Raw genomic sequence first — 26,804 nt, forward strand, 5'->3', positions numbered from 1 at the left:
GTTGGCCGAGGAAGTTCTTCCAGCCCTTGCTCCAGGCGGTGCCGGAGTCGAAGTAGGTGCCCTTGTTGGTGCGTACGGAGATGTTGCCGCTGGTCTCGTGGACGATGAGATCGGCCTTGCCGTCACCGTTGACGTCGGCGAAGTAAAGCCTGCCCTGGCCCGGCCGGCCGAGGAAGTTCTTCCAGCCCGCGCTCCAGTGGGTCGCCGCGGCGAAGGAGGTGCCCGTGTTCTTCCGTACGCTGACGTTGCCCTCGGCATCGAGCACGATCAGGTCGGCTTTGCCGTCCCCCGTCACATCGGCGGACGTCACGACCTCGTTGCGGCGCTCGCGGGTCTCCTGCACCCACTGGCGCACATCATCGAGGCGCGTTTCCACAGCTTCGTTGCGGGTCTCGTCGGATCCGAAGCAGCCCGCCTGCCAGGAGGCGCTGTGCACCGCGACGAGTTCCAGCCGGCCACTGACATCGCGCAGGGCAGGACCGCCGGTGTCGCCCTTGCAGATGGCAGCCCCATCAGTGCCGGACACCTTCAGGGTGGACGCGTCGGTGGCACCGACGGTGAAGGCCCCGGCGTGCAGACGGTCCGGCACCCACTCGTCCGCGGTACGGCCGTAGCCGGCCATGCGCAGCGTCTCCCCCGGCGTGGGCGCGGACGTGGCCAGGCTGACGGGGGCGATGTCGGTGACGGGGCGGGCGAGCCTGGCCATCACCAGGTCGCGGTCGCCGTGGGGAACCAGCTCTACGACATCGCTCACCTGCCCGTCCGTGCCGGTGAGGTCAGCGCGTCCGATCGTCGCGGTGGTCTTCCACTTGGGCTTACCGGCCGAGACCCCAGAGCCCTGCGCCGGATCATCGGCGAAGCAGCTCCGGGCGGAGATCACCCAGCGCGGATCGACGAGCGCGGCCGAGCAGCTGCGCTTCCCCTCGCCGATATCCAGCTTCGCCGTGAACGAGTAGTACGTCCCGTCCTTCACGGCTTCCCCTGCGACGGCATGCGCCGACGTACCGGTCAGCACACCGGCCGCAACGGTGGTCGTCACGAGACCTGCTATCCACGCTGCGCGCGATGATTGTTTGCCAAGCACGTTTCTTTCCTCGTCAGTCGAGATCAATGAAGGGGGTCGGGTGCGCGTAACCCGCAGATGCGGGGCTTGCCGTTTCCCGGTGATGCGATCGACGGCCTGCCGATGGCTTGCACTGCTGACTGCTGAGTGCTGAATTCAACCGGGCGGCTCTCGCCGACATCCGACGTCAGCCCGAAACAGCGGGCGCAGCCCTACCTGTTGCACTGCGACGCTCGTGGACCGGCATCCTGCGCGCGCGACGTGTCACCAGATTCCTCCCAAGGGGCCGGCGACAACGAGCAGCAGCCGCGTGACGCAGTCTTACAAAGGGCATTGGTGAACTTAGCACCCGGTCAATCGGACGAGTTGGCAAGGGGGGTTTGATAACGGATCCAACACGAGATGGATCACGTTTCGTAACTTGCTACAACCCATTCCGTTTTGGCTGACAAGCCGAACCGGCGGCGTGGCGGGGGCATGGCAAGTTGCAGCGGCGGCGCCCAGTTCACCGCCCTCAACCCTCCTAAGAAACAGGGCCGTTAAGTCTCCGACCCTGGAATTACAGAACCTCACGACCGATAGCGTGCCCAGGCCGAATGGCGCCACGTGAGAAGGTGTCTGAGCCATCGTACGAACGACAAGAAACTGGGCGGATTCAGATGCCTCTTTCCAGCATGTCTCAGAACATATTCCGGAGTTACAGTCGGCGGTCGGTGCTGGCGGCCGGGGCCGGGGCGGCGCTGGCGACGGCGTTCGGGGCGGCGGGCCAGGCGCAGGCGGCGCCGGCCCGGACGCGGAAGATACTGGTGGGCGATCAGGCGTCGCGGCGCATTCTGCTGCTCGATCCGCACAAGAAAGTGTGGGACCCGGTACGGGACCCGTCCTGTGTGCTGTGGTCGTACACGCCGGACGGGGACAGCCAGTTCGCGGACCTGGAGCCGGAGAAAAAGAGCTGGAATTTGGTGAGCGAGGTCAAGGGACGGCGCCTGGGAGGACGTACGTACGTCCTGACCACCGCCTCGTTCGGATTCGCTGCGGTGGTGGAATACCCCACGGGCAAGCGGTATTGGGGGCACACTCTCACCCGCGGCTCCAGCAAGCACAACCCGCACAGCATCGAACTGCTGCCGGACGGGAACGTCGCGGTGGCGGCGAGCACGGGCAACGAGATCCGTCTCTACGCCGCCTCGCAGGGGCCGCACAGCATGACCTTCGCGAAGGTCATGCTGGAGGACGCGCACGGGCTGCAGTGGGACGACGGGCTCAAGGTGCTGTGGGCCGTGGGCAAGAAGGAGTTGGTGGCGTACCGCGTCGGCGGTACGGCCGCGAAGCCCACCCTGACCAAGAGCTTCGCAGTGCCGCTGCCGAGCCCGAACGGACACGACCTCGGCCAGGTGGCGGCGGATACGGACCGGCTCTGGGTCACCAGCGGCTCCACCGTGTACCAGTACGTCAAGAGCACGCGATCCTTCCGTACGGACTACGCGGGGGCCAACCAGATCAACCGAGTCGGCGTCAAGGCGATCGGAGACGACCCGAGGACCGGACAGGTCCTCAGCACCGGCCCCGAGTCAGGACTGCCCCACTCGTGGTGGACCCAAAAGGTCACAGCCCACCGTCCGGACGCCACGTACACGCTGGTCAACGGCGGCATGTACAAGGCGCGCTGGTGGGTGGACTAGAGACTGGACACCCTCCAAGCGGCCCGGCCCGCAACCGTCAACGGTTGCGGGCCGGGCCCTTTCACTACGAGGACGCCCTCGGCAGGGATCAGCGCATCCAGTCGGGAGAGTCGACTCCCCAGAACTCGTTCAGGCTGAGGCAGGCAGACCGGGACTCGGGGCCCAGGTCGTCCCATACGGACCGCAGTTCGAACCCCCGGTCCGCTGCCATGAGCAGCGCCTCGAAGAATCCGGTGACCACGGCCGTGGCATCTTCCTCACTACCGGCGGTCTGGAGTCTTTCCAGAACACCCAGCGCCTGCCGCCGCTCCTGCGGATCCATCCCGGAGGCGTTCTCGGCGAACGCCCTCGCGATGTTGCCCAGGCGCATCGTCAGCGGGGGAACGTCGTCCTCGTCCGGCTCCACGGGGAGACCGAGCTCGTCGGTTTCGGGTTCGCCCCGCCACGAGTCGATTTCGGCCCGATCACTGGCCGCCAGCACATCACTGGCCGCCATGAGATCGCTCCACCACGGAGGTGTTGACATTACTTCCCCTTCAGTGCGTTCTGCAGATCCCGCAGAGTGTCTTGTGCTGCCTGGCGGTCGTAGTTGGCCGCGTTCTGGTTCTTCGGATTTTCCAGCCACTTCTTCAGAGCCCGGCTGTAGTCCTCCGCCTTCTGCGAGTGCGTCCGGCTGCCGACCTGCTTCCCGGTGGCCCTTTCGAATCGTACGGCCGCACCGGTGCTGCCATTGCCAACCTTGGCACCCGGTCGCCACAGGTCGTCCATCAGGTTCGCGAGTTCCTTGTTCTGGACGATCGGCTTTTCCATCTCACGCCGCAGCGTGTCCTTGTACAGGTCGTGGAAGTACCGGTTGCGGGCGAGCTCATTGAGGGGCTTCGACCCCTGCAGCCACTTCCAGCCGAGCTTCTTACCGAGCTTCTTTCCTGCGGGCCGGAACAGCTTCGAGATGCCGGAGCCGATACCCGACTCCAGGACGATCATGGCAGGCGGGACGTTCTCCAGCTGCTTGATCAGGTCTGGTCCGCACTTACCGCGGTTGTTCGCGTTGGAGAAGATGCTGTTGCTCTTCCAGGCGCAGTACCCGGCCAGCAGCATCGCGGGGGCCTGGTCACTGTCCTTGAAGGACCCGAGGTGGAGGCTGTCGGCGTTGTCGCCCATCCACTTGTCGAAGTCGGCGGCCAGCGCATCGCAGGAACCGGTGCCCAGCTTCTTGGGCAGCGGGACGCCGTTGAGGTAGCAGGTGCCGTCGAAGGAGAACAGGGACGAGCCGTTCTCGTAGTCCTGCAGCGTGTCGACCGTGCCGGCGCCTTCGCCACCGACCGGCTTGGCGTTCTCCTTGCGCCGTTCCTCTTCCTCCTTGCGCAGCTTTTCCACCGCGATCTTCTTCGCCTCGTCCGCGGCCTTGGCGGCCTCGTCGGCGTCCTTCTGCGCGGCGAGCGCGGACTGACGTGCCGATTCTGCCGAGGCGTAGGCCAGCTCCGCATACGTGCGGGCCTGCGCCGCCGAAGCGGACGCCTGGTTGGCGGAGTTGGTCGCGGCAGTCGCCGCATTGTTGGCGGTGGCCGCCGCCTGCTTGGCCTGACGGGCGGACTCGGCGGCCCGCGCGGCGGAGCGATCGGCGTCCTGTGCGGACTTCTTGGCCGAGTCGGCGTATCCCTTGGCCTCGCCGGCCGATGCCTTGGCCTGCTTGGCGTACTTGTCGGCCTCGGCGGCCGCCTTGCGGGCCCGCGCCGCGGCCTCGGCCGCCTTGGCGGCCTGTGCCGTGGCGTCGGCGGCCGAGCGCTGGGCGTTGGCGACCAGGTGGTTGACCTGGGCCACGTGGACCGCGGCGTCGTGGTCCTGCTTGGCGGCCTTGTACTGCACCTCCTGGACGAAGTCCCGCAGCATGAAGGTCGGGCCGTTCAGCGCCACCTCGGCGGCGGCCTTCACCCGGGGCCCGCCCTGGTTCATGATCGACAAGGTTTCGGCGCGGTCGTCTTCCTCACGGGCCGTGTACTGGCCGGTCTGGATGAAGTTCCGCAGGGCCTCGGTCGTGCCCGCGTCGATCGCGGCGCTGCCCGCCTTCTTGAGGGACTTGCCGCCGTCCTTCATCAGCTCCAGGGTCTGGACGCGGTAGTCGTCGATCTGAGTCGTGTGCTGACCAGTCGTCAGGAACTTCTCGATCTGCTCGGGAGAGCCGGACAGCGCCTCCACGGCGGCCTTCTTCACCGCCGGCTTGCCGTTGTCGGCGAGGTGGCCGACGCGGGCCCGGTTGTCCTGCTCCACCGCGAGCTGGCGGCCCGAGCGCAGCCACTGCTGTACGTCGGCGTCCGCTCCGGAAAGGGCGTCGGCAGCCGCTTCCTGAGTCCACGGTCCGCCCGCGGCCAGCAGGCGCATTGCGGCCCGGCGGCCCTTGGCCGTCGCGTCCTGGGCGCTGGTGCCCTCGGCGGTCGCCTCTTCGAGGAGCTTGTCGGTCTCCTTGTCCTGGCGCTCGGAGTCGGCCTCCTGCCAGGCCTCGGCCTGCTCGGCCTCCTTCTCCTTCTCTTTGAGGTCCTGGGCGTCCTGGATGGCCAGTGCCTTGTCGGACTCCAGCTCGGCGGCCTCGGCCTCGCGCGCGGTCTGCTCGACGTCATGGGCTTGCTTGGCCGCCTTGGTCGCCTCATTGGCGGCCTTCATGGCTTCCTTGGCGTGCGTGGTGGCCTTGTCCGCCCAGTCCTTGGCCTGGCCGGCGGCCTTGGCCGCGTCCTCGGCGGCCTTGGCGGCCGCTTCCGCGTGATCGGCCGCCTTGTTCGCCGCGCTGTGCGCCTCTCGTGCCGCCGATGCGGCCTTCTGGGCGAGCGACTCGGCACGGCTGGCGGCGGCGTTCGCGGTAGCAGCGGCGTTACGGGCCTTGGCCGCTGCGGCCTTGGCTCGGCGGGCCTCCGCCCCGGCGGTCTCCGAGTACGCGCCGGCCTCGGCGGCCGCCGTCGCCGCCGCAGCGGCGTTCGCACCGGCGTTGGCCGCGGCGCGTGCGGAGTTCACCGACTCGTTGACGGCGGTCAGCGCGTGCAGTGCGGCCTTCGCCGCGGTACGGGCACCGGCCGCCGCGTCGCGGGCGACCTGTGCGGCCTTACGGGCCGCCGAGGCGTCCCCCGCGTTCTTGGCCGCGGCGCTCGCGGACTCGTAGGCACGCTGGGCCGCCTGGCCCGCGGCCGCCGCGGCAGCTGCGGCCCTCGACGCCGCGGTCGCGGCCGTACGCGCCGCCGAAGTCGCCGTGTTCGCCGCCCGGATCGCGGTACGCGACGCCTGCGCGGCGCCGTCGGCCGCGTCCGCCGCCCGGCCCGCGGCGTTGGCCGCGCGCACGGAGTCCTTCTTGGCCTCCGCCGTCTCCTTGGCGGCCTTCTGCGCGGCCTTCTTGGCCTCCGCCGCCGCCTGCTCGGCCCGGGACGCCGCTTCCTTGGCCGCGTCCGTCTCCCGCTTGGCCCGCTTGCCCGCCTTCTCGGCGGCCTTGGCGAGCTGGGTGATGGTCATGGTTTCCTGGTCACGGGCGCGTGCCACGTCCTGCCCGTTTTCCAGGAAGTCCCGGATGTCCTCAGGCGAGCCGCTCATGGCCTCCTGAGCGGCCTTCTTCACCTCCGGGCCGCCGTCGCTCATGACCGAGAGAAGCTCGACGCGGTCGTCCTCTTCCTGGGCCTTGTACTGCCCCGAGGCGAGGAACTTCGCCAGTGCGTCGGGAGACCCGTCGTTCAGCGCCTTCTGCCCGGCGTCGCGCACCGCGCGCTCGCCGTTGTTCATGGCAGTGAGGACCGCGACTCGCTGGTCGTCGTCGAAGGGTGTCTTGTAGCCCGACTTGAGGAAGGTGGCCAGCGCCTCACCCGAGCCGTCGTCCAGCGCCTTCTGCGCGGCCTCGCGAACCCCCTTGCCGCTGGAGTTCAGCATCCGCAGGATCTTGAACCGGTTGTCCTCTTCGACGGCGATCTGCCGGCCCGTCTTGAGGAACTCCTGGACGTCCTGGTCCGAGCCGAGCAGAGCCCTCTCGGCGGCCGTCTTGACCCCGCGCTCTCCGGACCGCCACGCCTCGACCACCTGGCCACGGTCACTGACCGTCGGCTGCGTCTCGGTACCCGTCTCCGTGGGCGCCGCTGTCGCGGCCGATGTTCCCAGTACTCCGGTGAAGACCGCGAGTGCCGTGGTCACCGCTGCCACGGAGCGTGCGGTTCGTATCTTCGCCGCCCTGCGCGGCAAAGCCTTCTGTCTGTACATATCCCCTCAATGGTTTAACAGGCCCGCTAATAGGGCCCTTTGCGTGACGGCAGGTGTCACGATCGCGCATGATCTCACACCAAAAGGGGCATCTCGGCTCCCTCCGCTGCGCCAGGAGGGAGAGCGTCGTCCAGCATCACAAACGGGTATCAATGCCGCTGTCGACGCGCAAAGAAATATACGAAGTGTCCGGATAAGCGGTAGATGTGGCGGCACTGTTGGGTGTTCTCGGTCACTTCGGCGTACGCTGCGGCGCCCCACCCTCGACCGAACGGTGATTCCCTTGCTCACGCGTTCACGCCGCGTTTGAGCGCCGGCCCCAAGGCTGATCGCTGCCGGACGGCCGCCCGGCCGGGAAATTGCCCGCATCATTCTTGAGGGGAATTCGGGTCCGTTGTGCCGGCACGGTCCATGCGGGTGCAAGAAATGCGGGAACGTGCTTCGTTTGCCGCCTCCGGCCAGGACCTGGCGTCGGCGGGCGGCTTGTTCGGCGAGTTCAGGCTCGGCCGAGAGGTGGGTGACGATGTGTGCCAAAGCCCGTTTGATCGCGTCGATGAGCAGGCTCCGCCGCGTCTCGCGCGAGGCAGGGGGCTTCGCCCGCGGTGATTCGCGGGGGCGGCGCGTGACGAAATCGTGATGAGACGCAGGACACTTACCCCTGTTTTATGGACGGCGTCCTCAGGTGGTATCAATATCTGCGTCGGCCTAGGGAGGGGGGCAGTCAATGTGCCGTGGCGACAACAGCTACGGGGTGTCACAAATCTGGTTCCTTGCCGGGCGGGCCCGCATGCGCGGTGCCGCATGCGCGTTTTCTCAGAGCATGGACACACAGAGCAGGAATCTCATGAAGCTGTTTACCCGCACGCTGGCCGCCGGAGCAGTCATCGGTGCCACGCTGATTGCCGGTGCGAATGCCGCTGTCGCGGATGACATGCCGCCTATTGCGGTGGAGGACTTCACCTACCCGGGCGCGGACAAAATCTTCAAGGAGACCGGCCTCCTGCTCAAGCGCGGTGACGGGCACATCGTCTACACCCAGTGCGACGACCGGAGTGACCTGATCGAGGTCTACGCCCGTGACATGGGCAAGTTCTGCTTCAAGGTGAGCGGCAAGTCGGGCTACCTGAGCCTGGAGCTGCCCAAGGTCTACGGCGTCAAGGGCAACGATTACAAGGTCCGCGTCAACATGCGCCGCGAGGACAAGAAGGAAGTTTCCTTCGACGTCAACAAGAACACCTGGACCCCCGTCGGTGAGAGCGGCGACGAGCAGAAGCGCGACCACTTGCTGCTGGAAATCTTCGCCAGCAAGTAAGGGGAAACCGCGCCAGCGCGGCGTGGGGGTATGCGTCTGACCACCGCCCCGGTAGTTGCCGGGGCGGTGGCGGGCCGTCAAGACCATTGAATCCTGCAATGGCGAGGCCGTCGTGCCCGTTCCTCGCCAGGGCCGGGTACGGCTCCTGCCTGAGCTCGCCGAACCGGCCGCTGGTGTCACCCGGCGCCGATGTTCCGGTGACTCACTCCCATGAATTCGAAGAACAGATCGGGGAAGAATGTTCAGCCGACGTGCGCGAGCTGCGTGCCTAACGGGGATTCTCTCGGTGTCCGTTGCGGGCGGGGTACTGGCTGCCGCGCCGGCGCAGGCCGTGGTCGGTGACGCCGTGCAGGGCGGGAAGTACGACTTCACGGTTCGGCTCACCACCGGTGAGCACCAGCGGGGGTGCACGGGCGTTGCCCTCGACGAGCGCTGGGTGCTCACGGCTGCCAGTTGTTTCGTGGACAACCCGGCTGACGGAGTGAAGCTCGCCGCGGGGCGCCCCAAGACTGCGGCCGTCGTGACCATGGGGGCCTCGAACGAGATGGCGGGCGAGGTCAGTTACCTGGTGCCGCACAAGGACCGGGACCTGGTGCTGGCCGAGATCAGCCGCCCCAGCTCCGCGCTCGGCATCGTCAACTTCGCAACCCCGGTCGGTATCGGTGCCGCTCCCGTCCAGGGCGAGACCGTCAAGGTCCTGGGCTTCGGCCGGACCCAGGACGAGTGGGTTCCGGAGAAGGCGCACCGCGCCGACTTCGCCGTCGACGCGGTCGGCGACGGCGCGTTGAGCCTGTCCGGCAAGTCCGCCGGGGCCAGTGTCTGTGCGGGCGACACCGGCGGCCCCGTCCTGCGGGAGAAGGGTGGCAAGGCCGAGCTGGTCGGCATCAGCAGCCGGTCCTGGCAGGGCGGTTGCTGGGGCGTGGAGGAGACCCGTACGGGCGCCGTCAGCACGCGGGTGGACGACATCGCCGGCTGGATCCAGCAGACCCGCATCACACGGTGGGCCGGTCACTTCGGCGACCACGTCACCACGGCCGACTTCAACGGTGACGGCCGCACGGACGTCGCCGCCGTGACCGCGGACGGCTCGCTGCACGCGTACTTCACGGGCGTGGACGGCACATTGGAGTACGGCCGCAAGCTGATGCACGACGCCAGGTGGAAGGACGCGCAGCGGATCGTCGGCGGCGACTTCAACGGCGACGGCAGGGCCGATATCGCCACCGTAGTGCGCAACGGCTCCCTCTACCTCTACACGGGCACGGACGACGGCCGGCTCAAGGCCGCGGGCAAGATGGCGGGTGACCAGTCCTGGGGCAAGGCCAAGCACCTCGCCCGCTTCAAGGCCGACGGCTCCGGCCGCGACGGACTGGTGGCCGTCGCGAGCGACGGCGGGCTGTTCGCCCACCCCACCAAGGCGGACGGCACGCTGACCGGCAAGAAGCGCGAGCTGTGGCGCGACCGCACCTGGGGCGGCTTCAAGCACCTGGCCACGGGCGACTTCAACGGCGACGGCAAGGACGACGTAGCGGCCGTCAACGGCTCGGGGAGCCTGTACCTGTACCCGGGCAACGCCAAGGGCACCCTGGACGACCGCAAGAGCATGTCGGGCGAGAAGACCTGGGGCTCGATGCAGGCCGTCCTGGGCGGTGACTTCGACGGCGACGGCAAGGCCGACGTCCTGCGCCGCTGGGGCGGGGAGCGGACGGCCGCGACCATGGCGGCCCGGGCCGCTCTCATGGCGGAAGCCGCCGCGAAGGGCGAGCCCTTCCCCACCGAGGAGATGCGCCGGTACGCGGGCAACGGCAAGGGCGCTGTCGCCGACAGCGGTTCCGTGTGGCCCGCCGGGGTTCCCCTGTTCAAGTGATCGCGGTTCCAAGTAACCGCGACGCGTCCGGCTCTCCCGCCCCTCGCGGCGGGAGAGCCGGATCGCTACGCGTGGCTTGTCGCATTCAAGTCACGCGGAATTTCCCTGTATTCAATACGAATGATTCGACACGAAGAGGACAAGCATGAGTGGCAAGCGCTCACGCACCGCGTGCGTAACGGGAATTCTCTCGACCTCCGTCGTGGCCGGTGTACTGGCCGCAGCCCCGGCGCAGGCCGTGGTCGGCGATGCGGTCAAGGACGGGTCGTACACCTTCCTGGCCAAGGTCAACATCGGTGACGGCAAGCGCGCCTGCACCGGCACCCTGGTCGATGAGCAGTGGGTGCTCACCGCCGCGAGCTGTTTCGCGGACCACCCGGGCGACGGCTCCAAGGTTCCCGCGGGGAAGCCGAAGGACCGTACGACGGTGACCGTGGGCGGCAGCACGGCCTCGGTCGACCAGCTCGTTCCGCACGCGGACCGCGACCTGGTGATGGCCCGGATCGGCCGTTCTTCGCTCGGCTCCGCCACGCCGATCACCGTCGGCACCACCGCGCCCTCCCAGGGCGAGCAGCTGCTCGGTGCCGGTTTCGGCCGCACCAAGGACGAGTGGGTGCCGGAGAAGGCGCACTCCGGTGCCTTCACCGTCGACGCGGTCAAGGACGGCGCGTTCGACGCCACCGGCAAGGACAGCAGTTTCTGCAAGGGCGACACCGGCGCCCCGGTCTTCCGCGCGAAGGGCGACGGCTTCGAGCTGGTCGGCGTCAACAACCGCTCCTGGCAGGGTGGTTGCTTCGCCGAGGACGAGACCCGTACGGGTTCCGTCAACACCCGCGTGGACGACATCGGCAGCTGGATCCAGCAGACCCGGGTCATGACCAAGGCCGGCCACGTCAAGGAGAACTTCCTGGCCACGGCCGACTTCAACGGTGACGGCCGTACCGATGTCGCCGCCATCCACCACGACGGCACCCTGCACGCGTACTACACGCAGCCGGACGGCACGCTGGGCTACGGTCGCTCGCTGTGGCACGACACGACCTGGAAGACCGTCAAGAAGATCGTCGGCGGTGACTTCAACGGCGACGGCAAGGGCGACCTCATGGTCCTCGGGGCCAACGACAACCTCTACTTCTACGAGGGCGACAACCAGGGGCACCTCAAGGCCCGCAAGCAGGCGTGGCACGACACGTCCTGGAAGACGATGAAGCACTTCGCCCGCTACAAGGCCGAAGGCGCCGACCGGGACGGGCTGATCGCCGTCTGGGGCGACGGCGGGCTCTTCAGCTACGTGACCAAGGCGGACGGCACGCTGTCCGGCCAGAAGCAGGAGATGTGGCGCGACCGTACCTGGGGCGGCAAGCAGCACCTGGCCACCGGTGACTTCAACGGTGACGGCAAGGACGACATCGCCACCACCGCGCGCGACGGCCAGCTGCACCTGTACGCAGGCAACGGCAAGGGCTCCTTCGACGGCGCCAAGAGCATGTGGCCGGACAAGACCTGGGGCGGCATGTGGGCCATCCTGGGCGGCGACGTCAACGGCGACGGCAAGGCCGACCTGATCGGCCGCTCGGCGGCGGCGAACCTGTCGCCCGCCGAGAAGGCCAAGGAGGCCGCGAACGAGGCGGCCCGTGCTGCCGCCGGCCTTCCCCCGCGCGCCTACGAGACGCGCTGGTACGCGGGCAACGGCAAGGGCGCCCTCGCCGACGGCCGCTCCATGTGGCCCGCCGGCGTCGCGATCCGCAAGTAGGTCATCGCTCCGCAGGGCGTCCGTCCTGGACGTCCGTCGCGGATGGACAGCACCACCGCCCGCTGGTCCCCGTTCCTCAGGAGCGGGGGCCAACGCGCATGCGGTACTAGGCTGAAACGATGACCTCTTTGCCGGAAGACCCGTCGTCGCTGTTCAGTGAGGACGACCGCGACATGGCCGTGCAGCGTGTGCAGGAGGCGTACGCCGCAGGGCATCTCTCGCACGAGGAGATGGACGACATCCTGCACCGGGTGCTCGCCGCCAAGACGCACGGTGAACTGGTGCCGGTGCTGGGCTCGTTGCCGCAGGAGAAGGCGGGCAAGACGTCCACGATTGCCGCCGCCGGTGGGCGGATCAAGCGGCGTGGTGCGTGGCGGGTGCCTCGGGTCCTGAAGGTCGAGTCCGCGTACGGGAGGGTGTATCTGGACCTGTCCCGGGCGGTCATCGAGCATCCGGTGGTGGACATCGAGCTGCAGCTGGGCACCGGCAAGGCCATGATCACGGTGCCTCGTGACGCGGTCGTCGACTTCGAGGATGTGCACACCGAGTGGAAGGACACGCATTACAAGGCCCGGGAGCGCTCCCGCCCCGGCGGGCCGACGATACGGATCTCCGGGACCATGGGGTTCGGGCGGTTGAAGATCCGTCATGCGCGGCGTTGAGCCCCGCGAGCACACTTCCAGAATTGCGTAGTGCCCGCAGGCCCGTGGCCGGGGCCCGTGGGAAAGGGCCTCCGGCCGCGGCGCCGGGCGGAGTTGAGATGCGGGCAGGCTCAGGCCAGGGGGTCGGCGACGAGCTGGATGACGTCGGCGGGGCCCGCACGGAACGCCGGGCTGGCGGCGTCGGCCTCGATCATGTGCGGGGTGGCGTCGTGGGCGGCGAGGGCCTCCTTCGACGCCCAGCGCTCGATGAGTACGAAGCGGTCGGGGTCACCGCTCACCTGGTGCATGTCGTACTGCAGGCAGCCCTCTTCGGCGCGCACGATCGGCGCGAGACGCTCGTAGGCGTCGATCTGCTCCTGGCCGCGGCCGGGCTGCGTGGTGATGAGGATGACGAGCTGTATCGGCTGGGGCATTTCTTGTTTCCTATCTTCTTGCGTGAACAGGCGATGCGCTCCGTTGTTACTGGAGCGCCGGTTTCTAGGTGTGGATACGCAGCACCCGGCGGACGCCGCGGACGTGGTCGAGTTCGCGCAGCTCGTTCAGTGCGCTGTCCAGGGCGTGTTCCGGTGCCGGGAAGGTGATGAAGACGACGCGCGCCTGAAGTTCCGATGCGCGCTGGTCCACCTTGCGGATCGATACGCCGTGGCGTCCGAATACCCCCGTCACTTCGGACAGGACGCCGGGCGCCTCGTCGACGTCGGCCCGGACGTAATAGGAGTGCACGAGCTCTCGCGCGGGCCGTATGCCTGCCGGTGAGCCGACCGGGACGTGCCGGTGTGTGCCGCGGAGCAGTTGGTCGGCTGCGCTGACGACGTCGCCCAGGATGGCCGAGGCCGAGGGGCGGGGGCCCGCGCCGTGGCCGTAGAACATGAGCTCGCCGGCGGCCGAGGTGGTGATGTAGACCGCGTTGAAACTGTCGCGGACGCTCGCCAGCGGGTGGTCGGCGGCGACCAGGGCGGGGAAGACCTGGGCGCCTATTGCTGCTGTGCTGCCGACGCCGTCGGTGTCGTCCGGGGCGTCGGCGTCGTCGGTGAACCGCTCGGCCACGGCGAGGAGTTTGATGACGAATCCGAACTGGGCGGCCAGTTCGAAGTCCTCCCGGTCGAGCCCGACGATGCCCTCCCGGCCGACGCCGGCGGCCGGGACCGCCTGGTTGAAGGCCAGGGAGGCGAGGATCGCGATCTTGGATGCCGCGTCGGCGCCTTCGATGTCGGCGGCCGCATCGGGCTCCGCGTACCCCAGCTCCTGGGCCTTGGCGAGCGCCTGGCCGAAGTCCAGGCCGTCGCTCATCATGCGGGTGAGCATGAAATTGGTGGTCCCGTTGATGATGCCGACCACGCGCCGTACGTCCTCGGCGAGGAGCGACTCGCGGATGGGGCGCAGAATCGGCACCGCCGCCACCGCGGCGGCTTCGAAGAAGAGGTCGACCTGCGCTTCGCCGGCCGCGGCGTACAGCTCCGGGCCCTCGCTCGCGATCAGCTCCTTGTTGGCGGTCACCACCGATTTGCCGGAACTCAGCGCCGTCCGCACCAGTTCGCCGGCCGGCGATGTGCCGCCGATCAGCTCGACCACGACGTCGATGTCGTCGGCCTTGACCACGTCGTGGACATCGCCGGTGAACAGCTTCGGGTCGAGTCGGGCCGAACGCGGCTTGTGCGGATCGCGCACGGCTATGCGTACGAGGTCGAGGGTGATTCCCGTGACGTCCTGGACCGCGGCCCGCCGCTCGATGAGCAGTTCGGCAAAGGACTCTCCGACCGTTCCGCACCCGAGCAGACCGATTCTGACGTGCTTTCCCATAAGTGGTCCTAGTGCGAAAGGTGGGTTCCGAAGCTGCGCCGGTAGTAGACAAGCGGGGCCATGCCCTCGACGTCCTCCGCCTCGGCGATGTCCACGCGCCCGAGCACGATGACGTGGTCCCCGCCGTCCACCAGATCGTCCACGCTCGACGCTATCCACGCCGAGGTCCGGGCGATGCGCGGAACGCCGTGGTCGATGCTCCAGGACGTTCCGTAGAACTTGTCGAGGGTGCTTTTCGAGGCGAACGCCATTGCCAGGTCGGCCTGGTCGGCGCTGAGCACATTGAGGCCGAAACGGCCGGACTCGCGGATCACGTCGAGCGTTCTGGACTTGCGGTCCAGGCTGACCATGACCATCGCCGGGGTGATCGAGAGCGAGGCGAACGCGCTGACGGTCGCCCCGCACGGAGCGCCGCCCTCAGGCATGGCCGTCACGATCGAGACGGGCGTGGCCACACAGGCCATGACGTCCTTGAAGGCGTCCTGCAATGTGGGGTGAGTGGTGTTCATCGATTCTGCCTGTTCCGATCCGCAAGTGTGTGGTCCGCAAGGTTCATCTCCAGGCCGAATCCAAGCCCGGGGAGCTCGTCGACGAACCACGATGTGAGAAGCGCGGGGTACGCGTCGGATGCGAGCACTTCTTCCAGCGCCGCGTCGACGGCACGGACGAATTCCTGATCGTTTCGCCTCATCATGAATCCGTAGGATTCCCCGCCGAGTCGCATGTCCAGCACCGTGATTCCCTCGTGCGCCGTGCCGCCACGGAGCAGTGACCCAAGGATCACTTCGTCCGCCACCATGGCCCCGATGTCCGGGTCGTTGAGGAAGGCGTCCCTGGCCGCGCCGATGGAGTCCACGCCGACGAAGGTGTACGGGAATTCCAGGTCGGTGCGGCTGTCGAGCGCGGCCTGGCTGGTCGACCCCTGGATGCCGACGACCCGCGGTCCGCCCGCCGCCGTGAGCGCGCCGGGCTTGACCGCGATCCGGTGGGAGGTGTGGAAGATCGGCCTGCTGAACGCGCAGCGCAGCAGCCGCTCTTGTGTGATCGTCGTCGACCCGCACTCGATGTCGATGCGGCCCTCGGCCAGCAGCCCCTCCCGCGTGGAGGACGTGACCTCGACGGCCTCCAGAGGCGGCATCGCGTCCGCACCGCCGAAGACTTCGGCGAGGACCAGCCGCGCCAGGTCGACGGAGTAGCCCACGGGGGCGAACTCCGCGGTGGGCGCGTAGGAGAAGGGCGGGGTGTTGCGCTGGAGGCCGACGCGGATGCGCGTACGGTCATGTGCACTACTGAACAACGGTCGCCACCCTGTCTGTCGAGTCCTGGGCCGCGAGCTCCCTGGCGAGCCCGAGCAGCGGTGCGGGATCCGCCAGGAGGTACATGTGCCCGCCGGATACCGTCAGTTGGGAGAAGTGACGGGTGGTCAGCGACGCCCAGCCGGCCATCGCCTGCGGCGTCACCAGGTGGTCCTGGTCGGCCGAGACGCAGTACAGGTCGACCGGGAGCGGCCGCGGTGCCAGTGAGGGCAACTCCCGTGACATCCATGCCAGATCGGCGGCGCGGACGTCCGAGTGGAAGGCGTCGGCGGCACTCGTCACGGCCTGGCCGAGGCCCCTTCCCGCGTCCGTGGCGCCCGCCCGCCGCACCTCCCGCAGCGGCCACTCGCCGATGCGGGAGGTGTACGGAGGCGGTGCCTGGGCCGACAGGACCACCCGCACGCGGCGCCGGTAGACGGCCCAGATCGCGTCGGCGACCGCCCAGGCGAGGGCTGCGCCCATGCTGTGGCCGAGGAGTACGAGGTCGTCGTACGGCAGCTCGCACAGACCCTGGGCGATCTCCAGGGCGAGGTCGCCGAGGCGGTCGGTGAGGGGTTCGGCGGTGCGGTCCTCACGTCCTTTGAGCTGGACCAGCACCACGTCCGCGTGGGCGGCGAGCTGCCGCGCCCATCCGTGGTACGCGGACGTGCCCGCGCCCGCGTGCGGGAAGCAGACGAGCGCGTTGCGGTGGCCGGGGCCGTAGGACCGCAGCAGTCGCGTATCGGTGGGGCGGACCTGTCGGCCCATCAGGTGCCGGCCCGGGTCTCGGACCGTTCATGACCCGGTACGGTGACGGGGCTGATCCCGGTGCGGTACTGCGCGGCCAACTCCCGGTATTCCACGGCGGTTTCGTCCAGGACCGCCACATCGCTGTCGCTCAGCGTCATCAGGACGGATGCGGGGTTGCCCGCGATGAGGGCCCGCGGCGGGTAGACGGGCCCGGCGCTGAGCACCACGCCCGCGGACACCCGGGAACTCGCCCCGACGCAGACCCCGTTCAGCAGGGTGGCGCCGATGCCGACGACCGTTCCGGCGCCGACCGAGCAGCCGTGCAGCACCGCGCTGTGGGCGACCGTGACGTTCTCCGCGATGGTCAGCGGGTAGTCGGGGTCCGAGTGCAGCATCGCGTGGTCCTGGACGTTGGAGCCCCGGCCGATGCGGACCGGTCCCTTGTCCCCGCGGATGGTCACGCCCGGCCACAGGCTGACGTCCGCCTCGATCTCGACGTCGCCGATCACCACGACGTTGTCGAACGCGTAGACGCTCGGGTGGATGCGCGGCCGTATGCCCTGGAAGCTGTAGGTCTTCATGGGTCAGGCTCCCTTCTGCAGCAGCGGCGCGAGCCGGGCGAGGCTCGCCAGTACGTCGTCCTTGGACAGCCCGAAGTCGACGAGGCAGGCGACCTCGTTCACGCCCATCGAGCGGAAGTTCTCCAGCGTGGTACGGGCCCGGTCGGCGTCGCCGATGAGCGAGCTGGTGGAGACGTACCGCTGGAAGACCATCTCCAGGAATTCCTCCCGGTCGGCATCGAGGTTCTGCAGGGTCTGGGCCTTGTCCTGCGACTCGCTCTGCCCCGAGGTCGCGTGCTGGGTGACGAAGGACCCCAGGTACTCGATCATGGCGGGGCGGACGCGTGCCACGGCCTCGTCCGCGTTTTCTCCGACATAGGTGTGCAGCATCAGCGATACGACACCGAGGTCGGGGTCGAGCCCCACCCGGGCGCGCGCCTCGCGGTAGATCTCGATGCGCTTGTGGAGTTCGGCGGGGCCGAAGTTGATGAGCGCCGTCAGGACGTTGAGGCCGTTCTCCCCGGCGAACCGCCAGGAGTCCTCGTTCTTGGACGAGGTCAGCCAGAGGGGGAGCTCCGGCTGCACGGGCCGGGGGAAGGTCAGGATGTCGTGCTTCTCGCCCAGGGCGTCCGTCCGCTCGACGGCGTTGCCGCGCCACAGGCTCAGCAGCTGCTCGCGCGACTCGTTGAGCAGCTGTCCCCGGGTCTCGAATCCGTCGGGGTTGAGGACGAAGTCCCGCGCGTGCCAGCCGGGCGCCACCGCGAGGTCCACGCGCCCGCCCGACAGGTTGTCGACCAGCGCCCATTCCTCCGCCACCCGCAGGACGTTGTGCAGGGGCAGGTTCACGCTGCCCGACCGGATCCGCACGTTCTTGGTGAGCACGGCCAGGGCCGCGCCCAGGACCGCCGGGTTGGGGTAGGCGCCGCCGACCTCGGTGAAGTGCCGCTCCGGAGTCCAGATCGCGCTGAATCCGGCGCCGTCGATGAAGCGGGAGACCTCCAGCAGGAGATCGTAGGGGTCGCTGTCGCCGCTCAGCCCCGAGAAGAAGATGACGCCCAGGTCGGGGAGGGTGGCGGGGGAGGCGGGCTGCTCGGTGCGGGGTTCGGGCGCGGGTGTGCCCGCGCTGCCCGCTTTGAGCTTCGCCTTCAGCTTCGCCAGCTGACCGGCCTCAAGGAAGGAATTCTCAGACATGGGCCGGCTCCTCGAGCAACAGTGCCTTGATGACGTGGGTGGCTGCCGAGACCGAGCTGTTCTCGTAGAAGTCCCGGACGGAGAAGTCCAGTTCGAACGTCTCGCGCAGCTTGTTGATCAGCTGGATCGCCATGAGCGAGTTGCCGCCGAGCTCGAAGAACTCGCGGTCGTGGTCGGAGGCCGAGGCGCCGAGGAAGCTCTCGAAGATGCCGCCGACGATCCGCCGGATCTCTTCCGTGGCCTCGTCGATGCCGCCGTCCGACGCCGCCCGCGGCGCGGTGTCGGCCTGAGCGCTGTGCACGGCGGGCTCGGCGGTGCCCGGCTGCGCGGGCTCGGCCGCGTCCCGCCGCTCACCGGCGCTTGGGCTCTCGACCGAGCCGAAACCGAGCGTCGGCTCCACCCAGTGGACGTGCCGCTCGAACGCGTACGTGGGCAGGGACGTCATCCGGGCGGCGCTCGCATAGCCCTCAAGGGGTACGTCGGGGTCGGCGGCCCAGCCCAGCGCGACGGCGTCCGCGAACGCCTCGTCCTCGTGCTCCCGCTCACCCAGCGCCTGGCTGAGTTCGAGGGTCGCGGAGGCCTCGGAGCCGAAGGTGGCACGTACCAGGTTGCTGATCGACCGGCCGGAGCCGATCTCGATGAACCGGGTCACGCCCAACTCCCGCAGCGTGTCGACCGATTCGGTGAAGTTGACCGTGCGCAGCAGGTGGTCCGCCCAGTAGTGCGGGCTCCTGGCCTCGTACTCCGTGAGCAGCCGGCCGGTGATGTTCGACACCAGCGCAATGCGCGGCGCCCGGAAGGTGACGGTCTTCAGGAACTCGCGGAACGCCTCGGCGGCGTCCTGCATGAGCGGCGAGTGGAACGCGTGTGATGTCGCCAGGCGCTGGTGCTGGATGCCCGCTTCGGCGGCGCGCGCGGCGGCCGTCTCGATGGCCTCGTGGGTGCCGGACAGTACGTACTGCCGGGGGGAGTTGGTCGCCGCGATGACCAGGGAGCCGCCGTCCAGCAGGTCCGCGAACGGTTCGAGGGCGGCGACGGCGAGCATCGCCCCGCCGGGGCAGCTGCCCATGAGCCGGGCCCGCGTCGCGACGAGTTCGGCCGCGGAGCGCAGGTCGAAGACGCCTGCGACGGTCGCGGCGACGATCTCGCCGAGGCTGTGCCCGAAGACGTACCGGGGCCGGACGCCGGAGTCGATGAGCGCCGTCGCCAGCGCGTACTCGACGGCGAACAGGAGCGGCTGCGCCACGGAGGTGTCGATGCCCTCGACCTGGCCGTCGGGGCCGAGGTGGGCCCGTACGTCGAAGTCCGTGTGCGCGTTGACCGCGTCGATCGCCTCGTCGAGCCGGCGGGCGAAGTGCTTGTTCTTCGCGGCGAGTACGGCGCCCATGGCCGGGCGCTGCGTCCCCTGGCCCGCGAAGGCGAAGGCGATCTCGTTCGCGCCTGCCGCGGCTCCCCGGTGGTAGCGCTCGGCCTTCAGCCGGGCGATCGCCTCGGCCCGGTCGGCCACGGCCAGCGACCCGCGGTAGGGGTGCTGCGTCCTGCCTGCGCGCAGCGTGTACGCGTACTGGGCCAGCGAGGCGTCCGGGTCGGCGGCGAGGTGCCGGGCCAAGGCGTCCGCCTGGCGGCGCAGGGCCTCTTCGGAGCGTGCCGAGAAGGTGAGGATGCTCGGGCCGTCGGCGGGCCCGGCGGGCTGTGCCGGGGCCTGCTCGAAGCTCTTGAGGATGACGTGGCTGTTGGTGCCGCCCATGCCGAAGGCGCTGACCCCGGCCCAATTCTCGGTGTCGCCCTCCAGCGCCCGGCCCTCGGTGGTCACGAAGTACCGTGAACCGTCCAGTTCGAGCGCCGGGTTGACCTCACCGACGTTGATGGTCGGCGGCACGTACTTGTGCTTGAGGACCAGAGCCGCCTTGATCAGGCCGATGATGCCCGCGGCGATGTTGAGGTGTCCGAAGTTGCCCTTGAGCGAGCCGATGCCGCAGGGCGCGCCGTCGTAGCCGTACGCCTGCTTGATCGCTTCGATCTCGATGGGGTCGCCGAGCGCCGTCCCCGTGCCGTGCGCCTCGATGTAGGTGATGTCGCTCTGCTTGGCGCCCGAGATCTGCAGGGCGTCGCTCAACACCCCGACCTGGCCGGACACGCTCGGAGCGGTGAAACTCACCTTCTCCGCACCGTCGTTGTTCACCGCGGAGGCGGCGATGACCGCGTGCACCTCGTCACCGTCGGCGATCGCGTCGCGCAGCCGCTTGAGCAGGACGAGCCCGAGGCCGTTGGTGAACAGCGTGCCGTTGGCACCGGCGTCGAACGGCCGGCAGACACCGTCCGGGGACAGCACGCCACCGACCTGGTACCGGTAGCCGGACTCCTGCGGAACGCGGACGTACACCGCGCCGGCGATGGCCGCGTCGCACTCGTCCAGCAGCAGGCTCTGCACGGCCGAGTGGACGGCCACCAGACCGGTCGAGCAGGCGGTCTGCACGTTCACGCTGGGCCCGCGCAGGTTGAGCTTGTAGGAGATCCGGGTGGCCAGGAAGTCCTTGTCGTTGCCGTGGCGCACGACCATCTCGCCGAGCGACTCGACCAGGTCGGGGCGGCGCAGGGCGCCGAAGAGGTAGGTGCTCATGCCCGAGCCCGCGAAGACGCCGATGCGCTGCTGGGTGCGGTGCGGATCGATGTTGGCCCGCTCCAGGAGCGAGACCGACGACTCCAGCATGAGGCGCTGCTGGACGTCGAGGATGTCCGCCTCGCGCGCGGAGTAGCCGAAGTACGTGGAGTCGAACTCGGCGACGCCCTCCAGGACCCCGGCCCGCTTCACGTAGTCCGTACGCGAGCGCTGGTCCGCCGGCACCCCGGCCGCCGCGACCTCCTCGTCGGTGAGGTCCCGAATGGCGCTCTCGCCGTCCACCAGCTTCTGCCAGAACTCCTCGACGCTGCCGGCCTGCGGCAGTCGGCAGTCCATCGAGACGATCGCGATCAGCTCGTCTTCACTTTCCATGTTCATCCTTAGTCGGTGCCGTTCAAAGGCAGTTGCTGGTGCCGTTGGAGGCAGGTGCTAGAGCTGACGGGTGCGCCTGGCGGACAGGACGCGGCTGCGCGCGGCCCGGCCCGCGGTCGCCGTGGTGCTGGGCGCGCGGTCGTGCGGCTTCTCGGCCAGGGATTCCAGGAATCGCCGCTGCGCGGTGAAGGAGGCGTGCTCGAAGAGGCGGACGAGCGGGAAGCGGACGCCGAACTCGCTCTGGATCTGGGCGTGGAGCACGACGATGGTCAACGAGGTGCCGCCCACGTCGAAGAAGTTCGACTCGCGGTCGGCCAGGGACCCCGCGCCGCCTGCGGCCACGGAGAGCCAGACGCGCTCCAGGCGCTCGGCCACCGTCCCGGTCCGGGGACCGGCCGTGCTGTCGAGGGCGGCGCGCCGGGCGCGCTCCTCGATGTGGCGGCGCGCGGCCTCGGAGAGCGCCTTGCGGTCGGCCTTGCCGTTGGGGAGCTTCGGCAGCTCGGGCAGGAAGAGGAACGCCGAGGGGAGCATGGCGCTCATCAGGCGCTCGCCCAGGTAGTCGCGCAGTTGCCGCTCGGCGCTCGCATCGCCCTCCACGACCGCGACGATGACCTTGGTGAAGCGGTCTTCCTGCGCGCAGACGAAGGCGTCGCGGACGCTGGGGTGCGACTGGATGGCGGACCGCACCTCCTGCAGTTCGATCCGGACACCCGCGATCTTGATCTGGTCGTCCGCCCGCCCGAGGACCTCCAGGCCGCCGTCCGTACCGCGGCGTCCGAGGTCCCCCGTCGGGTAGGCGGTGACGCTCTCCCCGTCGATGCTGATCTCGACGAACGGCGAGACGAGCCGGCCGTCGACCAGGTAGCCGTGCGCGGGATGGTCCGCGGCGATGTAGATCTGACCGGAGACACCGGCGTCGCACTGCTTGCCGTTCTCGTCCAGTACGTGGCTGCGCGACCCGGGGCGGTTGGTGCCCACCTGCTGGATGCCGGCGGCCGGACGCTGCGGGACCCGGTAGAAGTGCTGGGCCAGCGTCGTCTCGGTCGGGCCGTAGAGATTCACCACGTGGCAGCTGGGGAAGAGCTCCTGCCAGCTGCTCACCAGGGCGCCGTCCAGCGGCTCGCCCGCGAAGAAGGACAGCCGGACGGCCGGCAGCGGCTCGCCCTCCGCGAGCCCGGACAGCCATACCTTGCCGAGCGAGGGGACGAGGTGGAAGCCCGTGATCTCCTTGCTCCGCAGGAACTCCCGCACGGCGGCCGTGTCGAGATGCTGCTGGTCCGGAATGCACAGCGTGGCGCCCGAGATCAGCGGCATCAGCGCGTCCCGGAACCAGACGTCGAAGGAGAGGTGGGTGAGGTGCGCGAACCGGTCGTGCGGGCCGATGCCGAATTCCTCGGACTGCCACTGCAGGAACTGGGCCAGGCCCATGTGGCTGCCGATGATCGCCTTGGGCTTGCCGGTGGAGCCGGAGGTGAAGGCGATATAGGCGTAGTCCTCGTCGTCGAGGTCCGCGGCCGGTGCGCCCTCGGGAGCCGGCCGCAGCGTGACCCGGTTTCCGTTCGCGCACTCGACACTCGCCCGGGCGGGACCGCAGCCGAGCATGGTCTCCCGCCGTGCCGGGGGCAGCGTGTCGTCGACGAGCATGACGATCGCGCCGGACAGCCATACGCCGAGGACGGCCACGATCACCGCGGCGCTGCGGCGGCCCTGGACGCCGACGACGTCGCCGCGGCCGATGCCCTGCGCGGTCAGCTCGTCGGCCACCTTCCGGGCCCGCGACAACAGCTCGGAGAAGGAGATCGACTCGGCGTCCGAGGTGATCGCGGTCGCGTCAGCGAATTTCTCACACGCTCGCAGCAAAAGGGTGTCGACCGCTTGCACGGATCTTTTCTCCATCAGTTGAGGCTTTGCTCACCGACCTGTATCGGGTGAGCGTTTGTTGACTGCGCCCTGGGCGATATGTGTGACGGATACGGCTCTGCCGTCCGGTCGGTGATCGCGAAATCGTAGACGGGCAGCAGAGTGCATCTGCTTCGCCCGCACATCAGGGGAATGCGGAAAGTGCACCGGCGGTGTGCGTATTTTCCTGCCGCGGATTCCTCCGCGGCTTCTGGCTTCGATGCTTCCAGTGGAAATCGATCAGCGTCAAGCGGCAAAATTTTGCCGCTCGCATGCGAGGGACATTACCCCCGCATACCGTTGATTCTGAATCCACTTGCCTGCAAGTGGGGCAGTTCGGGCAAGTGGCACAGCGGGCTCTCGATGCCACGGACGGGGCTCCGCGGCCGCCAAGCGGCAAAATTTTGCCGGTCGTTCTCCACCCCGGGCGGCCGCGCCCCCTGCGTTTCGACAAAACCCCAGGTAGTCGTGCCGGAGATCACATTGCGCGCCCCTGGGCGGCCGGTAGCATGCGGTCGAACCGCGATGGTCTTGCTTGATCGGGCCGCTACATTTCCCGTGCCCGTGAGTGATGCACAGAGAGGCGTTTCCAGGTGGTGCACCACGCCGCGAGGCTCCCGGATTTGTTGCGTACTTGGCGAGCCGCAGCAGGAAATCAATTGCAGCGGGGCAAGCCGCTGCCGCAGAAGGAAGTCGCTCAGCGCATGGCGGTGAGTGAGCGCTGGTATCGCAATCTGGAGAGCGATGCGGGCGTACCGCTCACTCCCGAAGTGCTGGTGGGGCTCTGCTCCGCGCTGTCGCTCGGCCCCGATGAGCGCTTGGCCCTGTACCGGCATGTGCACGGTGATGCCGGCCTGGTCGAGGCCCGGCGCGAGGGCGACGAAGAAGTCCACGGTGCCTTTGCGCAATTGTTCGCCGCCCAGGAGCAGTTTCCCGCCTACCTCGTCGACCACGCGTGGAACCTTCTCAACCACACCGCGACCATGGCGACGTGGTTTCCATGGGTCGGGGAGCCCGGAGCCAATCTCATGCGGTGGGTCCTTCTCGCGCCCGCGGCACGGGAACAGATCGTGGACTGGCCCGGGCACGCGGTCACGTATCTCGGCCTGCTGCGCTTCGCGCTGGTGACGCGCCGTCATGACCAGCAGCTCGGCGCGCTGCTCGACGAGGTGCTCGACGACCAAGAGTGCCGAAGACTCTGGGACCGCGATCCCCAGGTCATCGCCTATCGGCAGGGGCACCGATTCAGGCTGCGCCTTCCGCATGTCGCGGCGCAGGACATCACCGTCACCTCACAGGTTCTGCTGCCTGCCTACCGGCAGGAGTTCCGTTACGTTCTGCTGCTGCCGACGCCCGAGTCCGTGCCCGCATCTGTCCCCGCAACTGCGCCCGTACCTGCGTCCGCGCCCGTGACCAGCCAGGTCCGGTAACGCATACGTGGCTCTCGTCCGGCGCGGCGTTCGTATGGCGTGCGCCGCGCCGCGCTGGACGAACGGCCAGGCACAAAGCGCCAGTTGAGGCCGGAGAGCCGATGACCGGCTGTCCGGCGGGCGGCGGACGACGGCAGGGCCTGCTCACCGATCTGCTCAACCCGAAGGGTCATCCTCAGTGCCAACTCCATCCCATCCCCCTTCCAGCGCCCCCCACCCGATGACGAGCTCCAGGAGGACGCAATCGTGAGCCGACGCAAGGGAGCGACAGCGGCGGACGGCGATGCCGGATCCGCGGGCACCGTGGACGGCCGCGCGATCGCCGCGGCCTCCGTCACCGTGGTGCTGTGGGCATCGTCGTTCATCGCGATCCGCAGTTCCGCCGAGCACTTCGGTCCGGGCGCGCTCGCCCTCGGCAGGCTGCTGGTGGCATCCGTCGTGCTGGGCGTCATCCTGCTGGTCCGGCGCGGTGGATTCCCGCCCCGCGAGGCCTGGCCGGGCATCGCCGCCTCGGGAATCCTGTGGTTCGGCGCGTACATGGTCGCGTTGAACTGGGGCGAGCGCGAGGTGGACGCCGGAACGGCCTCCATGATCGTCAACGTCGGGCCGATCCTGATGGCGCTGCTGGGCGGGTGGCTGCTCAAGGAGGGGTTCCCGCCCAAGCTGATGGCCGGCATGGCGGTGTCGCTGGCCGGGGCCGTGGTGGTCGGGCTGTCCACGTCCGGTGAGGGAGGGTCCTCGCTCGTCGGCGTACTGCTGTGCCTGGTCGCGGCGGTGGTGTACGCGGTGGGTGTGGTGCTGCAGAAGCCGACCTTGAAGCATGCCACGCCGCTGCAGGTGACGACGTTCGGTGCGCTCGTCGGAGCGGTGGCATGCCTGCCGTTCGTCGGCCAGTTGGTGACACAGGTGGGCCAGGCTCCCGTGTCGGCGACGTTGCAGATGGTGTACCTGGGCGTCTTCCCGACGGCCCTCGCGTTCAGCACGTGGGCCTACGCCGTGTCCCGTACCACCGCAGGGAAGATGGGTGCCACGACCTACGCGGTGCCGGTGATCGTCGTCTTCATGTCGTGGCTGTTCCTCGGCGAGGTGCCCGGCTGGCTGACGCTCCTGGGCGGCCTCATCTGCCTGGCCGGGGTCGCGGTGTCCCGGATGCGGGGCAAGGCGCGGCAGGAACCGGTGGACACCCGGCGGAGCCGAGCGACTGCGGAGCCGGACGTGTCGGCGGAGTCCGCGCAGTAAGCGGCGTCCTCCAAGTCGATCGATTCCGGATCGACTTGGAGGGAGCGCCGGCCACGCCCTCTTCTCCTGCGCATGCGCCCGACAGCCCCCTCATCCTCTGGTGCGGAGGGTGCAGATAATCCTGTGCCGAATGCGGGCTGCGCATACCCCTATTGACGGTGCATCAGTGGGCGTGCGCGGCAGCGGGCCGATGGATTCCCCTCATGCCAATGGCGCGAACAAGGTGGGGTAAAACGCCCATCGAGAACATCCGCGACTGATCCGACAGTTGCATTTTTCCCGCCAGGAGCTACCATCGAGTGCGCAAAGGGTTGGTATTTGTATAGTAAAGACCTCTTGTTGCGTGCACTTCCTGCCATGGAGCTTGCGCTTGGGCAGCAAAGGGGGGAACAGGGGATCATGACTCGTTACGAGTTCAACGCGGGGGCGGCACTACAAGGGACCGGTACTGCCATCGGTCTTGCCGTCGCGGACGATTCCTTGCGGCGAAGACTCAAGCGCCTCTTCGCCTACGAAGGCTGGCATTCCGCATCGGCGGAGAGCATTCGCCGGCCTTCCGGATGGGATGTTCTTGTGGTGGATTCCGATCGGCTCGCGGAAGTCCAGCACCCGATCCCCGTTCTCGTGCTGACCTCCGAATCGGTCGCACCGCGCGTGGAGGACTGTGCGGCGGATGTGCGGGCCATCATGGACCACGAGGACCTGGATTCTTCTTTCCTGGCGGCCATCCGTGAGATCACGGCCGGGAACGGATGGGTCTCACCCACGCTGGTACGCACCCTGCTGCGGAATTCGTCCGCGCATCCCCTCCGTGCGATGGGAGCCGTCGAGCGGATGGATCCATTTCAGCATGTCGAACTGACCTCCCGTGAGAGCGAGGTCGCGGCACTGGTGACACAAGGGATGAACAACAGTGAAATCGCTGCGGACCTCTATGTGGCGGAAAGCACGGTTAAGTTCCACATGTCGAACATTCTGCGCAAGACGGGACTGCGCGACCGCAGCCAGCTCGCGGCACGCAGCGCCTCGCCCTGGGGCATCGACACCTGAGGGGACGAACTGGGCGTACGTCGGCGGCTGACACA

20 protein-coding genes are annotated in these 26,804 nt (G+C 68.6%); 8 read left to right on the forward strand and 12 right to left on the reverse strand.

Going from position 1 to position 26,804, the window contains the following annotated elements; translation table 11 throughout:
* A partial coding sequence (locus AC4IJH_RS39060) for a trypsin-like serine protease (protein WP_490856746.1) occupies positions 1-1,039 on the reverse strand: 1,039 nt, incomplete at its 3' end.
* Between the two features lie 698 nt (positions 1,040-1,737).
* Here AC4IJH_RS39060 and AC4IJH_RS39065 point away from each other — a divergent pair.
* Positions 1,738-2,745, forward strand: a complete 1,008-nt coding sequence (locus AC4IJH_RS39065) for a DUF6528 family protein (RefSeq protein ID WP_490856747.1) — start codon at positions 1,738-1,740, stop codon at positions 2,743-2,745.
* Positions 2,746-2,833: 88 nt separating this feature from the next.
* Here the strand turns inward: AC4IJH_RS39065 and AC4IJH_RS39070 are convergent, their stop codons facing one another.
* Entirely contained in the window at positions 2,834-3,271 is a 438-nt protein-coding gene (locus tag AC4IJH_RS39070) for a DUF7674 family protein (RefSeq protein WP_490856748.1), read from the reverse strand.
* A complete protein-coding gene (locus AC4IJH_RS39075; protein WP_490856749.1) occupies positions 3,271-6,903 on the reverse strand; it encodes an ALF repeat-containing protein in 3,633 nt (1,210 codons plus the stop codon). The genes AC4IJH_RS39070 and AC4IJH_RS39075 overlap by 1 nt, the downstream gene beginning before the upstream one ends.
* Before the next feature lie 910 nt (positions 6,904-7,813).
* Here AC4IJH_RS39075 and AC4IJH_RS39080 point away from each other — a divergent pair.
* The 4 genes from AC4IJH_RS39080 to AC4IJH_RS39095 all read left to right on the forward strand — a co-directional run bounded on the left by AC4IJH_RS39080 (position 7,814) and on the right by AC4IJH_RS39095 (position 12,563).
* The gene (locus tag AC4IJH_RS39080; RefSeq protein ID WP_490856750.1) at positions 7,814-8,281 is read left to right on the forward strand and encodes a hypothetical protein; all 468 of its coding nucleotides are present in this window, start codon (positions 7,814-7,816) and stop codon (positions 8,279-8,281) included.
* Positions 8,282-8,567: 286 nt separating this feature from the next.
* Positions 8,568-10,148, forward strand: a complete 1,581-nt coding sequence (locus AC4IJH_RS39085) for an FG-GAP-like repeat-containing protein (RefSeq protein WP_490856751.1) — start codon at positions 8,568-8,570, stop codon at positions 10,146-10,148.
* Positions 10,149-10,293: 145 nt separating this feature from the next.
* Entirely contained in the window at positions 10,294-11,901 is a 1,608-nt protein-coding gene (locus tag AC4IJH_RS39090) for an FG-GAP-like repeat-containing protein (protein ID WP_490856752.1), read from the forward strand.
* A gap of 119 nt (positions 11,902-12,020) precedes the next feature.
* Entirely contained in the window at positions 12,021-12,563 is a 543-nt protein-coding gene (locus tag AC4IJH_RS39095) for a DUF1707 SHOCT-like domain-containing protein (RefSeq protein WP_490856753.1), read from the forward strand.
* 110 nt (positions 12,564-12,673) lie between these two features.
* Here the strand turns inward: AC4IJH_RS39095 and AC4IJH_RS39100 are convergent, their stop codons facing one another.
* From AC4IJH_RS39100 to AC4IJH_RS39140, 9 genes are all read right to left on the reverse strand, one after another.
* Positions 12,674-12,976: a putative quinol monooxygenase gene (locus tag AC4IJH_RS39100; RefSeq protein WP_490856754.1), complete on the reverse strand. Its 303-nt coding sequence runs from the start codon at positions 12,974-12,976 to the stop codon at positions 12,674-12,676.
* Positions 12,977-13,040: 64 nt separating this feature from the next.
* Positions 13,041-14,363: a homoserine dehydrogenase gene (locus AC4IJH_RS39105; RefSeq protein WP_490856755.1), complete on the reverse strand. Its 1,323-nt coding sequence runs from the start codon at positions 14,361-14,363 to the stop codon at positions 13,041-13,043.
* An 8-nt stretch (positions 14,364-14,371) separates the two neighbouring features.
* Positions 14,372-14,872 carry a flavin reductase family protein gene (locus tag AC4IJH_RS39110; RefSeq protein ID WP_490856756.1) on the reverse strand — a complete coding sequence of 167 codons (501 nt, stop codon included), beginning with the start codon at positions 14,870-14,872 and terminating at the stop codon, positions 14,372-14,374.
* Positions 14,869-15,660 (reverse strand): transporter substrate-binding domain-containing protein, encoded by a 792-nt coding sequence (locus AC4IJH_RS39115; protein WP_490856757.1) that lies wholly within the window; start codon positions 15,658-15,660, stop codon positions 14,869-14,871. The genes AC4IJH_RS39110 and AC4IJH_RS39115 overlap by 4 nt, the downstream gene beginning before the upstream one ends.
* Positions 15,650-16,426, reverse strand: a complete 777-nt coding sequence (locus tag AC4IJH_RS39120) for a thioesterase II family protein (RefSeq protein WP_490856758.1) — start codon at positions 16,424-16,426, stop codon at positions 15,650-15,652. Before AC4IJH_RS39120 ends, AC4IJH_RS39115 begins: the two co-directional genes overlap by 11 nt.
* Positions 16,426-16,989 (reverse strand): gamma carbonic anhydrase family protein, encoded by a 564-nt coding sequence (locus tag AC4IJH_RS39125; RefSeq protein WP_490856759.1) that lies wholly within the window; start codon positions 16,987-16,989, stop codon positions 16,426-16,428. Before AC4IJH_RS39125 ends, AC4IJH_RS39120 begins: the two co-directional genes overlap by 1 nt.
* 3 nt (positions 16,990-16,992) lie before the next feature.
* Positions 16,993-18,159: a MupA/Atu3671 family FMN-dependent luciferase-like monooxygenase gene (locus tag AC4IJH_RS39130; RefSeq protein WP_490856760.1), complete on the reverse strand. Its 1,167-nt coding sequence runs from the start codon at positions 18,157-18,159 to the stop codon at positions 16,993-16,995.
* Positions 18,152-21,151 (reverse strand): beta-ketoacyl synthase N-terminal-like domain-containing protein, encoded by a 3,000-nt coding sequence (locus AC4IJH_RS39135; RefSeq protein ID WP_490856761.1) that lies wholly within the window; start codon positions 21,149-21,151, stop codon positions 18,152-18,154. Before AC4IJH_RS39135 ends, AC4IJH_RS39130 begins: the two co-directional genes overlap by 8 nt.
* 57 nt (positions 21,152-21,208) lie before the next feature.
* Positions 21,209-23,032, reverse strand: a complete 1,824-nt coding sequence (locus AC4IJH_RS39140; RefSeq protein ID WP_490856762.1) for a non-ribosomal peptide synthetase — start codon at positions 23,030-23,032, stop codon at positions 21,209-21,211.
* 614 nt (positions 23,033-23,646) lie between these two features.
* Here AC4IJH_RS39140 and AC4IJH_RS39145 point away from each other — a divergent pair.
* From AC4IJH_RS39145 to AC4IJH_RS39155, 3 genes are all read left to right on the forward strand, one after another.
* Positions 23,647-24,480 (forward strand): MmyB family transcriptional regulator, encoded by an 834-nt coding sequence (locus AC4IJH_RS39145; RefSeq protein WP_490856764.1) that lies wholly within the window; start codon positions 23,647-23,649, stop codon positions 24,478-24,480.
* Between the two features lie 318 nt (positions 24,481-24,798).
* Positions 24,799-25,719, forward strand: a complete 921-nt coding sequence (locus AC4IJH_RS39150; protein WP_490856765.1) for a DMT family transporter — start codon at positions 24,799-24,801, stop codon at positions 25,717-25,719.
* A 357-nt stretch (positions 25,720-26,076) separates the two neighbouring features.
* A complete protein-coding gene (locus AC4IJH_RS39155) occupies positions 26,077-26,769 on the forward strand; it encodes a LuxR family transcriptional regulator (RefSeq protein WP_490856763.1) in 693 nt (230 codons plus the stop codon).
* Positions 26,770-26,804 lie beyond the last annotated feature (35 nt).

It is taken from the genome of Streptomyces sp. UF-297 (assembly GCF_058245575.1).

Coding starts and splice junctions, on each gene's coding strand:
- AC4IJH_RS39070 (WP_490856748.1), bottom strand. CDS start 3,271: ATGTCAACACCTCCGTGGTGGAGCGATCTCATGGCGGCCAGTGATGTG.
- AC4IJH_RS39110 (WP_490856756.1), bottom strand. CDS start 14,872: ATGAACACCACTCACCCCACATTGCAGGACGCCTTCAAGGACGTCATG.
- AC4IJH_RS39080 (WP_490856750.1), top strand. CDS start 7,814: ATGAAGCTGTTTACCCGCACGCTGGCCGCCGGAGCAGTCATCGGTGCC.
- AC4IJH_RS39100 (WP_490856754.1), bottom strand. CDS start 12,976: ATGCCCCAGCCGATACAGCTCGTCATCCTCATCACCACGCAGCCCGGC.
- AC4IJH_RS39130 (WP_490856760.1), bottom strand. CDS start 18,159: ATGTCTGAGAATTCCTTCCTTGAGGCCGGTCAGCTGGCGAAGCTGAAG.
- AC4IJH_RS39065 (WP_490856747.1), top strand. CDS start 1,738: ATGTCTCAGAACATATTCCGGAGTTACAGTCGGCGGTCGGTGCTGGCG.
- AC4IJH_RS39120 (WP_490856758.1), bottom strand. CDS start 16,426: ATGGGCCGACAGGTCCGCCCCACCGATACGCGACTGCTGCGGTCCTAC.
- AC4IJH_RS39105 (WP_490856755.1), bottom strand. CDS start 14,363: ATGGGAAAGCACGTCAGAATCGGTCTGCTCGGGTGCGGAACGGTCGGA.
- AC4IJH_RS39090 (WP_490856752.1), top strand. CDS start 10,294: ATGAGTGGCAAGCGCTCACGCACCGCGTGCGTAACGGGAATTCTCTCG.
- AC4IJH_RS39125 (WP_490856759.1), bottom strand. CDS start 16,989: ATGAAGACCTACAGCTTCCAGGGCATACGGCCGCGCATCCACCCGAGC.
- AC4IJH_RS39095 (WP_490856753.1), top strand. CDS start 12,021: ATGACCTCTTTGCCGGAAGACCCGTCGTCGCTGTTCAGTGAGGACGAC.
- AC4IJH_RS39135 (WP_490856761.1), bottom strand. CDS start 21,151: ATGGAAAGTGAAGACGAGCTGATCGCGATCGTCTCGATGGACTGCCGA.
- AC4IJH_RS39155 (WP_490856763.1), top strand. CDS start 26,077: ATGGAGCTTGCGCTTGGGCAGCAAAGGGGGGAACAGGGGATCATGACT.